This window comes from Photobacterium sp. CCB-ST2H9, assembly GCF_023151555.2.
Classification (GTDB): Bacteria; Pseudomonadota; Gammaproteobacteria; order Enterobacterales; family Vibrionaceae; genus Photobacterium.
The window spans coordinates 2,447,597-2,458,754 of record NZ_CP100425.1 but is presented as its reverse complement, the minus strand read 5'-3'; the positions used below and the strand labels follow the sequence as shown (position 1 = coordinate 2,458,754).

Genomic DNA, 11,158 nt, shown 5'->3' with positions numbered 1-11,158 from the left:
CCCAATTGGGGGAAGGTAAACAGGCCGCAGTCGATTGCCGCGGCCGTAGTCATCGGTATTACTTGCTTAGGGCATCCAGATAGCGTTCTGCATCCAGAGCTGCCATACAGCCTGTTCCGGCAGATGTGATGGCCTGACGATAAACATGATCCATAACATCACCCGCGGCAAAGACACCGGCAACGCTGGTCTGGGTCGCATTTCCTTCCAGCCCGGACTGTACCTTGAGATAACCGTTTTCCATGGCCAGCTGACCGGTGAAAATATCTGTGTTCGGCTGGTGACCAATCGCAATGAAAACACCCATCACGTCGAGGTTTTCGGTGGCGTCTGACTTGGTGTCTCTCAGGCGTACGCCGGTTACACCCATGTCGTCGCCCAGCACTTCATCCAGCGTACGATCGGTATGCAGGATGATGTTGCCGTTGTTCACTTTGTCCATCAGACGATCGATCAGAATCTTCTCTGAGCGGAAGGTATCACGGCGGTGAACCAGGTGAACCTCTGAAGCGATATTGGCTAGATACAGTGCTTCTTCAACCGCTGTATTACCACCGCCAACAACCGCGACTTTCTGATTGCGGTAGAAGAAACCATCGCAGGTTGCACAGGCAGATACGCCGCGTCCCTGAAATGCCTGCTCGGATTCCAGGCCAATATATTTGGCGGAAGCGCCTGTTGCGATAATCAGCGCATCACAGGTGTACTCGCCATTGTCTCCTTTGAGGAGGAAAGGCCGCTGGCTGAAGTCTGTTTCGTTGATATGATCGAAAATAATTTCCGTATTGAATTTTTCGGCATGAGTTTTCATGCGTTCCATCAGTGCAGGACCTGTCAGGCCTTCTGCATCGCCTGGCCAGTTCTCTACTTCTGTTGTGGTTGTCAGTTGACCACCTTGCTGCATGCCAGTAATCATGACTGGATTTAAATTGGCGCGGGCCGCATAAACCGCTGCGGTATAGCCGGCTGGGCCAGAACCGAGGATGAGTAGTTTACTGTGTTTTACGTTACTCATTGTTTCTCCAGACTTAGTCAGCGTCACGTATCAGTAAGGCATCGATTGTAGGGAAATTGCAGGTGTAAGGAAAGAGCAGACCATAGCTCTGTTACAAACTCAATGAAAAAGCGCTAAAAACAAAGTTTTCAGCGCTGAAAGGGAAGTTCGGGCTCTGAAATTCACATTAGTGCATACTCAGGGCCACGGTCGGGTCTGTATAGTGCAGATTAAAGGCTTCGGCGACTTCGCGGTAGGTAACTTTACCGTGAATCACGTTCAGCCCGGCAAGGAAACCGGGGTCATCCAGCAGAGCTTGCTTATAGCCCTTGCCGGCCAGTTGAATGATATAGGGGAGTGTGGCGTTGTTCAGTGCGAAAGCTGAGGTTCTGGCCACGGCACCCGGCATATTTGCCACACAGTAATGAACGACCTGATCCACGATATAGGTCGGATCTGTATGCGTTGTCGGGTGCGAGGTTTCAAAGCAGCCCCCCTGATCGATGGCGACGTCCACCAGACAAGAGCCCGGTTTCATCTGCTTCACGTGTTCCGCCGTGATCAGTTTCGGAGCGGCGGCTCCGGGGATCAGGACTGCACCAATAATGACGTCGGCTTCGGGAACCATCCGATCGATCAGGTCGTCGGTTGAGTAAAGCAGCTTCACTTTACCCTGAAACTCACAATCCAATGCCCGGAGGGTATCCAGGTTGCGATCGAGTACGGTGACATCAGCCCGCATGCCCATGGCCATCCGGGCCGCGTTTGAGCCGACGACGCCCCCTCCGAGGATCAGGACTTTGGCCGGTTCCACACCTGGCACACCGCTGAGCAGCAATCCTCTGCCGCCCCGGGGGTTTTCCAGTGTCTGAGCCGCAGCCTGTACCGACATTCTGCCCGCAACTTCGGACATCGGAGCCAGTAAAGGCAACTGGCCTTTATGGTTTTTGACCGTCTCATAAGCAATACAAATAGATTTGCTCTGAATCAGATCCTTTGTTTGCTCATAATCAGGGGCAAGATGCAAATAAGTGAAGAGGATTTGCCCTTCACGAAGCATGGCTCTTTCGACGGCTTGAGGTTCTTTTACTTTAATAATCAGCTCTGATCTGGTAAAAACTTCTGAAGCAGTCGAAAGAATGGTTGCTCCGGCAGATTGATAATCTGCATCGGACAACCCTATACCAGCTCCGGCCTGGGTTTCAATGAGAACCTCATGGCCGAGTGAAACCAGCTCTCTGACACTACTGGTGACAAGGCCAACGCGGTATTCATGGTCTTTGATTTCTTTAGGCACACCGATGATCATGCTGTGCTCCTTGATCGATTTAGCAGGGTAGGCTATGGACAAGGTTGAAATGACAGAGCTAATGGCAGTATAGTTTGACTAAAAGAGTATTTGATACTAAAAAACTCGTAGATGTAATATATTTTATTGCAAGGAAGTAAGAAGGTGGAATAAAAAATGGTAGATACCAAAAAGAAACCCTCCAAGGAGTTGGATCGAATAGACCGTAACATTCTGAATGAACTTCAGAAAGACGGTCGAATTTCAAACGTTGAGTTGTCTAAACGTGTAGGTTTGTCCCCAACCCCTTGTCTCGAGCGTGTACGTCGTCTGGAGCGTCAAGGCTACATCAGTGGCTATACTGCGCTTCTGAATCCCCAGTATCTGGATGCCTCTCTGCTGGTTTTCGTAGAGATTACGCTGAATCGTGGTGCGCCGGATGTCTTTGAGCAATTTAACCGCTCAGTTCAGGAACTGGAAGATATTCAGGAATGTCATCTGGTCTCCGGTGATTTCGACTACCTGCTCAAAACCCGCGTATCAGACATGTCGGCATACCGTAAGTTGCTGGGGGAAACCCTGCTGCGTCTGCCGGGTGTGAATGACACGCGTACATATGTGGTGATGGAAGAAGTGAAGCAGACCAACAATCTGGTGATTAAGACCCGTTAATTGGTCGGATTGCTGAACCTGCTTCTCTCGTGAATTCAAGCGGCCTTTGTGCCGCTTGAATTGTTTCTGGGAATGCAGAAAAACATTCGGTCTTGATTGCTGAAAAAGTCTGCAACTCATCATTGAATTGACATTCAGATGAATTATTTGTGTTATCAAGCAACTACAATAAAAGCCTGATGACTGAAGTATCCAGGTCGTGGCGTAAGTAGGCGCACTTTTTCCTACTTTGCTCCCACATTTTTTCAGGCGGGTAACAATACCAGTGAAGTGGTATAAAATGGGTCACTTGGATATCACAGCGCATCATGCTGATCCGCTCAGCTGGGTTACTGTTACTTACCCCCGGCTTACAGCCAGTTTTAGCAAGACCGGAGAGAATTTTTGAGGAAGGTAAAAGGCAAATTTCAGCCTGTGCGTTTGTCAGGTGGGCAGCGCTTATTGGAAAGTTTCCTGATCATCGGCATTCTTGCCGCAGTGTATCTTATGGTGGCGCTGGTCAGCTTTGATCCGGCGGATCCGTCCTGGTCACAAACGGCCTGGCAGGGACCGGTTCAGAACAAGGCTGGTGCTTTTGGTGCACTGGTGGCGGATACATTCTTTTTCACTTTCGGTTCTCTGGCATATCCCTTACCCGCCGTGATTCTCGGCGCGACCTGGATCATGTTTCGCCGTCGTGGTGAGCGGACAGCACCGGATTATATGATTTATGGCACCCGGCTGCTCGGGCTGCTGGTTTTGTTCCTGACCAGTTGCGGTCTTGCCGATCTGAACTTTGATGATATCTGGTACTTTTCTTCCGGCGGAGTCATTGGTGATGTGGTTGCCAACCTGACGTTGCCGCTGTTCAACCTGCTGGGCACCACGCTGGTGCTGATGTTTTTATGGGCGGTTGGTTTCACTCTGCTGACGGGGATTTCCTGGTTGCGGGTTGTCGACGGAATTGGAGAATCGACGCTGGGGATGTTCAGCTGGCTGCTGAATAAAATCCGGGGCGAATCGTCGCAAACCCTGACACCTTTTGCCTCTGAAATTCCTGACGAAAGCCAGACGCCTTATGCTGCGACTTTGCTCGACAAGCCGAATGGGTCTGAGATTGACGACGATGACGTCTTACTGAAAAAGCCAGCGGTCCGGGTGGCTTACACCCCAACTTCGTTTGCAGACACTGTACTGAACGAAGCGCCGAAGCCTGGTCTCACGTCTGCCGGTTCTGCAATTCCGGCAGCGAAACCTGAGTCTGACGTCGCGGTGAGTACTCCGCCGCCTGCGGAACCGGCCATTGTGATGCCGGAGCGCAGCAGACCGACTGCTGTGCAGGTGAACCAGCCACTGGGTACGAACCCGGATGCTGCGGACCTGACGATTGAAGCCTTGCAGTCTCAGCTGGCTCAGGACGAAGACTATAGTGTGTATGCGCCAGAGGCAGGCAGGGCCCAGGAACATCAGCAAGAGCATACTGCAGAACTGGCCGGAGATGATTTTGATGAAGAGCCGTCTCTGGGGGATCTGTCGTTGATTGAAGACGCGCCTGAATTGACTCAGCAGGACCCGGTGCAGGCATCTGAAGCGCCGGAAGAGGATGACCTTCCGTGGGAAGAGCAGGATGAGGTGGAACCTGAAGCAGCTTCAGCCTATGAGGATGCGTTCGAGAGTGAACACGAGATTGAAATCGGTGTTCATGATGGGATGTCTGAGCTGGAACGCGCTGCCGCTGCAGATGAAGCGGATGATGCAGAAGACGCTGAGGACATCGATGCCGAAGAATCGGACGAAGAGGCTTTCCAGCGTAAAATCCGTGAAGCGCAGCAGGCCCAGCAGCAACAGGCTTATGCTGCCGGTCTCGACAATCCTTTCCTGATGAAGAAAGACGTGGATTTACCGAAGCCGACGTCCCCGATGCCGACGCTGGATTTACTTCAGCCGGCACAACAGAATGTGCAGCCAACCAGTGAGGAAGAGCTGAAGCACACGGCAAGGCTGGTGGAATCTAAGCTGGCGGATTACAAAATTAAAGCCAAAGTGGTTGGGATTTATCCGGGCCCGGTGATTACCCGATACGAACTGGATCTGGCACCAGGCGTGAAAGTCAGCCGGATTTCCGGGCTGGCGAAAGATTTGGCCCGGGCCCTGTCGGCTTATGCCGTGCGTGTGGTCGAAGTGATTCCGGGCAAACCGTACATTGGTCTGGAATTGCCCAATGAACATCGCGAAACTGTGTATATGTCTGAGGTGCTGGCCAGCGACCGGTTCCAGAATATGCGCAGCGCGCTGCCGATTGTGCTGGGTTATGACATTGCCGGGGAGGCTGTGGTTGCTGACCTGAGTAAAATGCCTCACCTGCTGGTGGCCGGTACCACAGGTTCCGGTAAATCGGTCGGTGTGAACGTGATGATCCTCAGTCTGCTTTACAAGTGTAAGCCTGAAGACTGCCGCTTTATCATGATCGACCCGAAAATGCTGGAATTGTCGATTTATGAAGGAATTCCGCACCTGCTGACCGAAGTGGTCACTGACATGAAAGATGCCGGAAACGCCTTGCGCTGGTGTGTGGGCGAGATGGAGCGCCGTTATAAACTGATGGCCGCAGTTGGGGTTCGTAATCTGGCCGGCTTTAATGCCAAGCTGAAAGAAGCTGCTGCAGCCGGTCATCCGATTCACGATCCGTTATGGCGACCTGGCGATTCTTTAGACGAACACCCGCCGCTGTTGGAGAAAATGCCGAGTATTGTGGTCATAGTGGATGAGTTTGCTGATCTGATGATGGTCGTCGGCAAGAAAGTTGAGGAACTGATTGCGCGTCTGGCCCAGAAAGCGCGGGCTTCAGGGATCCATCTGGTTCTGGCAACTCAGCGTCCGTCGGTGGATGTGATTACCGGTCTGATCAAGGCCAATATTCCAAGCCGGATGGCGTTTACGGTATCCACCAAGACCGACTCACGGACCATTCTGGATCAGGGGGGGGCCGAATCACTGCTGGGTATGGGTGACATGTTGTACCTGCCGGCGGGTCAGAGTCATACAGTGCGTGTTCACGGGGCATTTGCCTCTGATGATGACGTGCATAACGTGGTCAATGACTGGAAAGCCAGAGGTAAACCTCAGTACATTGACGGCATTCTGAATGCCGATCAGGGGACTGAAGGCATGTTGCCCGGAGAGAGTCCGGCCGGTGGAGATGACGATTTGGATCAGCTGTTTGATCAGGTTGCAGCGTTTGTCGCTGAAAGTCGTCGCGGGTCAGTCTCTGGTGTGCAGCGCCGCTTTAAAATTGGCTACAACCGGGCTGCCCGGATTGTAGAACAGCTGGAAGCACACGGTATCGTCAGTCCGCCCGGGCATAACGGCAACCGTGAGGTTCTGGCTCCCGCTCCAACAGGAGATTAATGAATGAAGAAACACCCGAAAATGATAAAGACAGTGCAGCGAATTCTTTTGGCTGCGGCGCTCCTGCCTGGTCTGGCTTTTGCCAGTGCGCAGCAGGAGCTGAGCCAGCGTCTGAATAAAGTGGATGCGTTCAGTGCGAGTTTTACTCAGAAAGTTACCAGCCCGGAAGGCGACCTGCTGGTTGAAGGTCAGGGGAAAGTATCGGTGCAACGTCCGAATCTGTTCCGCTGGCATGCAGATACGCCGGATGAAAACCTGCTGGTTTCTGATGGCCGGACCTTGTGGTATTACACCCCGATGGTTGAACAGGTGACGGCGATGAAGCTGGAGGATGCAACTGAGCAGACGCCTTTTGTTCTGCTGATCCGGAATCAGAATCAGGATTGGGCAAAATATAACGTCGTGCAAACTGCTGATACATTCACGCTGACCCCGAAAGACCGTGCCGCTGTGACCGGTAAGTTTGTCGTGACCGTCGGTAAAGATGGCCAGGTTCGCGGCTTTTCGGTGGAAGAACAGGACGGTCAGCTCAGTCAGTTCCGTTTTGCTCAGTTTGCCAAGGGCAAACAGGACAGAAAGCAGTATAGTTTCACCCCACCTGCAGGGGTTGAGCTGGACGACAAGCGCTGATTGCGCTAAAAACAAGAGATTCATATACAGGCGGTAGAAATACCGCCTTTTTCAGTTTTGGATGGTCAGTGTGGATAACTTCAGTCTTAACTTTGCCTCGGATTTTCGTCCGCTAGCCGCTCGTATGCGGCCACGTACTGTTGAAGAGTATATCGGGCAGCAGCATATCCTGGGGCCTGGAAAACCGCTGCGAAGAGCACTGGAAGCCGGGCATCTCCATTCCATGATTCTGTGGGGACCACCGGGCACCGGAAAGACCACACTGGCGGAAGTGGCTGCTCACTATGCTAATGCTGAAGTCGAACGGGTATCTGCAGTGACCTCCGGAGTGAAAGATATTCGCGCGGCCATTGATAAAGCGCATCAGAACCAACAGGCTGGCCGTCGAACCATTCTCTTCGTAGATGAGGTGCACCGCTTCAACAAAAGCCAGCAGGACGCTTTTCTGCCCCATATTGAAGACGGCACCGTGACCTTCATCGGGGCGACAACGGAAAATCCGTCATTCGAACTGAATAACGCATTGTTGTCCCGTGCCCGGGTTTATAAGCTGAAATCCCTGACCCGGGACGATATTCTGACCGTCATCGATCAGGCTTTGGCGGATAAATCCCGCGGGGTTCAGGATCTCAGCCTGGCCTTTGCACCGGAAGTGAAAGAAAGTCTGGCACAACTGGTGAACGGCGATGCCCGGATGTCACTGAATTACCTTGAACTGCTGGCTGATATGGCCGAAGAGCAGGAGGGACAGAAACTCATCACACTGGATTTGCTGGCAGAAGTTGCGGGTGAGAAAGTGACCCGGTTCGATAACAAAGGTGATCTCTGGTACGACATGATTTCTGCCGTGCATAAATCGATTCGGGGTTCCAGTCCGGATGGTGCGCTCTATTGGTATGCCCGGATGCTGCAGGCCGGTTGTGACCCGCTCTATGTTGCCCGCCGTTTGCTGGCAATTGCTTCGGAAGATGTCGGCAACGCCGATCCGCGCGGGATGCAGGTCGCGATTGCGGCCTGGGACTGTTTCACCCGGGTGGGCGCTTATGAAGGTGAGCGGGCGATTGCACAAGCGATCGTGTATCTGGCCTGTGCTCCGAAAAGTAATGCGGTTTATACGGCGTTCAATCAGGCCAAAGCCGATGCGTCGAATTTACCGGACTTTGAAGTGCCGTCGCACCTGAGAAATGCCCCCACCAAACTGATGAAAGAGCTGGGGTATGGGGCAGAGTACCGTTATGCCCATGATGAACCCGGCGCGTATGCGGCGGGTGAGTGTTATCTCCCGCCTGAAATGCAGGGGAAACGGTATTATCAGCCTTCTGAACGAGGCTTAGAGGGTAAAATTCGTGAGAAGCTGGATTATCTGGCTTCTTTGGATGCAAAAAGCCCGCAGAAACGCTATCAATAACCGGGTTTTTTGGGTATGGTTTGTGGACGTACGTTAGGGGTTCTAACGTATTCAGATTTCAACTGATTTAATCCGCATTCGGATTAAACTTTGTGCAACATTCTATGACGAGCACAGGATTAGCATGCTAGATTCTAAACTTCTTCGAACTGAGCTGGACGCGACAGCAGAAAAATTAGCGCAACGTGGGTTTACCCTTGATGTAGAAACACTTCGTTCCCTGGAAGAGCAACGTAAGTCGATCCAGGTAAAAACGGAAGAACTGCAGTCCCAGCGTAACTCCCGCTCGAAGTTGATTGGTCAGCTGAAAGGCAAGGGCGAGCACGAAGAAGCCGAAAAAGTCATGGCTGAAGTTGCGGGTCTGGGATCTGAACTGGACGAAGCAAAAAAAGCGCTGGCAGAAATCCAGTCGCAGCTGAGCGATATTGAACTGTCGATTCCGAATATCCCGGATGAGTCGGCACCTTTTGGTAAAGACGAAGAACAGAATGTCGAAATTTCTCGCTGGGGTGAGCCGAAGTCTTTTGATTTCGAAGTGAGAGACCACGTCGATCTGGGTGAAATGGGCGAAGGTCTTGATTTTGCCAGTGCTGTGAAATTGTCCGGCTCTCGTTTCATCGTGATGAAAGGCCAGTTTGCCCGTCTGCATCGCGCGATCGCACAGTTTATGCTGGATCTGCACACCGAACAGCATGGTTATACAGAAATGTATGTCCCTTACCTGGTGAACCAGGACAGTCTGTACGGTACGGGTCAGTTGCCGAAGTTTGGTGAAGATCTGTTCAATACCAAGCCTGCGACTGAAGAAGGCGTTGGTATGTCACTGATCCCGACAGCTGAAGTACCGCTGACCAATATGGTTCGCGATACCATCGTTGAAGAAGCAGATCTGCCAATCAAGATGACAGCACATACGCCATGTTTCCGTTCAGAAGCCGGTTCTTATGGTCGTGATACCCGTGGCCTGATCCGTATGCACCAGTTCGATAAGGTTGAGCTGGTTCAGATCACCCGTCCGGAAGATTCAATGGCTGCACTGGAAGAACTGACCGGTCAGGCAGAAAAAGTACTGCAATTGCTGAACCTGCCATACCGTAAAGTGATTCTGTGTACCGGTGATATGGGCTTCGGCGCAATGAAGACTTACGATCTGGAAGTCTGGCTGCCGGCTCAGAACACGTACCGTGAAATCTCTTCTTGCTCAAATGTTGGTGATTTCCAGGCGCGTCGTATGCAGGCACGTTTCCGCCGTAAAGGTGAGAAAAAGCCTGAGCTGGTTCATACCCTGAACGGTTCTGGTCTGGCTGTGGGCCGTACCATGGTTGCCATTCTGGAGAACTACCAGCAGGCTGACGGCCGTATCGAGATCCCAGAAGTACTGCGCCAGTACATGGGCGGCCTGACACACATCGGTTAAGTTGGTCAGATTTGTTCTGAACCTGATTTGAATGAAAACCCAGCCTTTCGGCTGGGTTTTTTATTTCAGGCCTGTAGCTTGAGCTGTTCAGCGTCTGCGGTGTCAGCCTTCGACTTTTCCAGCAGCGGCACCAGACTGGCAGGGATGTCGGTGGGAAAGTCATCAATTGCCAGCGCGTGGGCAATTTCAAGCAGTTTGGCGTCAAACAAGCAGAATATATTGTCCGACAAGCTGAGCGATAATTTGTACAGTGCCAGCCGGCATGCATAGGTAGCACTGGCGGATTGCAACAGTGTGTCCAGATCCTGTTCCAGCTGATCGGCCATCAGGGATGGCCCCGGTACAGACAACATCAGGTTCATCTGACCTAAACGGCGTTGCAGCAAATTCAGGTGGCGGCGCAGCAGCACTTCAGTTTTGATCTTCCCGGGACGAAACGAGGCCACCGTTGCCCGAAACTGAGCCAAAGTATCCAGCGCATTCAGAGTGACCGGCCAGAATTGCTGGTATTGATCAAAAAGACTGTCATTGTCGGCGATCAGCATGCTGGTGGTTAAGTGGTCATCAATCAGATACATCGCATGACGGATGCTTTTCCCGTGCATTGCCTGATTTCGGGACAATGAATGTGCAGGCCACTCATGACACAGCTGCTGCAGGTTCTGGTCAAGAATACGGTACATTGGCTTTTGTTCCAGGCTGACCTGACTGACCAGCTGGCTGCTCATTTGCAGGATCACGTCCTGTTCATGAAAGACCGGGATTGTATGACCTGAACTTTTCATCAGATGGCTGTGCGATAAACGTCTGTGCTGGCGCAGCAGCTGAATCAGCTGTCGTAATCCGAGAATCTGCTCAAAGTGGGCTTCGGTTTGTGCCTGTTGTTGTTTGTTGTAGAAATACCAGGCTGTCAGTGCCAGTACCGTCAGCGTTAAACCGAGAATAATCCACATATCGACTCCTTATCTGCCAGATGAGTGGCATCAATACTTTGTTGTTCCTCTTTGACGTTTTGATTCTGTTTTGAAGTCAGCTTCTTGAAGCTTGTGTGCAGTTTCTTAACGACGTTTTACCCCAGCATTTCAATCATGTGTATGGGCAAAAAGCATGCCTTTCCAACTGCCTGTGGGAGATAGAAAAAGCCTGCTGATAACTGAATAACGCAAAAACTGAGCCAGCTTTTCAACGGGGTTGAAATTGAGAAAAACTCAGGTGGATACGGGTGAGAAGAAGCCCCAAAAGAAAACGAGAGTTTTTTGTTGCACTATTTAAGTGCGTTTTGTGGTCTGGAATGCTTTCTTATAGTGCAGTCAGGATTCGGAAAATCTTGAATTGAACCGCGCCGGGTTGGATTGGGAAGGG

Annotated in this window: 8 protein-coding genes; 5 read left to right on the top strand and 3 right to left on the bottom strand. The window is 51.7% G+C overall.

Features of this window, described 5'->3' with window-relative positions; translation table 11 throughout:
* Nucleotides 1–58 precede the first annotated feature (58 nt).
* Together trxB and ald are read right to left on the bottom strand one after the other, a co-directional pair.
* Nucleotides 59–1,015, bottom strand: coding sequence for a thioredoxin-disulfide reductase (trxB, locus tag L4174_RS11425; RefSeq protein ID WP_248140985.1), 957 nt, complete (start codon nucleotides 1,013–1,015; stop codon nucleotides 59–61).
* Nucleotides 1,016–1,181: 166 nt separating this feature from the next.
* Nucleotides 1,182–2,303 (bottom strand): alanine dehydrogenase, encoded by a 1,122-nt coding sequence (ald, locus tag L4174_RS11420; RefSeq protein WP_248140984.1) that lies wholly within the window; start codon nucleotides 2,301–2,303, stop codon nucleotides 1,182–1,184.
* Nucleotides 2,304–2,459: 156 nt separating this feature from the next.
* On the opposite strand from ald, the gene lrp reads away from it, so the two are divergent.
* The 5 genes from lrp (at nucleotide 2,460) to serS (ending at nucleotide 9,796) form a co-directional block, all read left to right on the top strand.
* Nucleotides 2,460–2,954, top strand: a complete 495-nt coding sequence (gene lrp / locus L4174_RS11415) for a leucine-responsive transcriptional regulator Lrp (RefSeq protein WP_027252761.1) — start codon at nucleotides 2,460–2,462, stop codon at nucleotides 2,952–2,954.
* Nucleotides 2,955–3,338: 384 nt separating this feature from the next.
* Nucleotides 3,339–6,341, top strand: a complete 3,003-nt coding sequence (locus tag L4174_RS11410) for a DNA translocase FtsK (protein WP_248140983.1) — start codon at nucleotides 3,339–3,341, stop codon at nucleotides 6,339–6,341.
* Nucleotides 6,342–6,374: 33 nt separating this feature from the next.
* A complete protein-coding gene (gene lolA / locus L4174_RS11405; RefSeq protein WP_371929407.1) occupies nucleotides 6,375–6,971 on the top strand; it encodes an outer membrane lipoprotein chaperone LolA in 597 nt (198 codons plus the stop codon).
* Nucleotides 6,972–7,041: 70 nt separating this feature from the next.
* Nucleotides 7,042–8,379 (top strand): replication-associated recombination protein A, encoded by a 1,338-nt coding sequence (locus tag L4174_RS11400; protein ID WP_248140982.1) that lies wholly within the window; start codon nucleotides 7,042–7,044, stop codon nucleotides 8,377–8,379.
* 124 nt (nucleotides 8,380–8,503) lie between these two features.
* A complete protein-coding gene (gene serS / locus L4174_RS11395) occupies nucleotides 8,504–9,796 on the top strand; it encodes a serine--tRNA ligase (protein WP_248140981.1) in 1,293 nt (430 codons plus the stop codon).
* Nucleotides 9,797–9,861: 65 nt separating this feature from the next.
* Here the strand turns inward: serS and L4174_RS11390 are convergent, their stop codons facing one another.
* Nucleotides 9,862–10,749: a hypothetical protein gene (locus tag L4174_RS11390; protein WP_248140980.1), complete on the bottom strand. Its 888-nt coding sequence runs from the start codon at nucleotides 10,747–10,749 to the stop codon at nucleotides 9,862–9,864.
* Between the last annotated feature and the right edge of the window lie 409 nt (nucleotides 10,750–11,158).

Bases quoted from the DNA above. Each gene is read 5' to 3' on its own strand.
- trxB (WP_248140985.1), bottom strand. From the start codon at position 1,015: ATGAGTAACGTAAAACACAGTAAACTACTCATCCTCGGTTCTGGCCCA.
- ald (WP_248140984.1), bottom strand. From the start codon at position 2,303: ATGATCATCGGTGTGCCTAAAGAAATCAAAGACCATGAATACCGCGTT.
- lrp (WP_027252761.1), top strand. From the start codon at position 2,460: ATGGTAGATACCAAAAAGAAACCCTCCAAGGAGTTGGATCGAATAGAC.
- serS (WP_248140981.1), top strand. From the start codon at position 8,504: ATGCTAGATTCTAAACTTCTTCGAACTGAGCTGGACGCGACAGCAGAA.
- L4174_RS11390 (WP_248140980.1), bottom strand. From the start codon at position 10,749: ATGTGGATTATTCTCGGTTTAACGCTGACGGTACTGGCACTGACAGCC.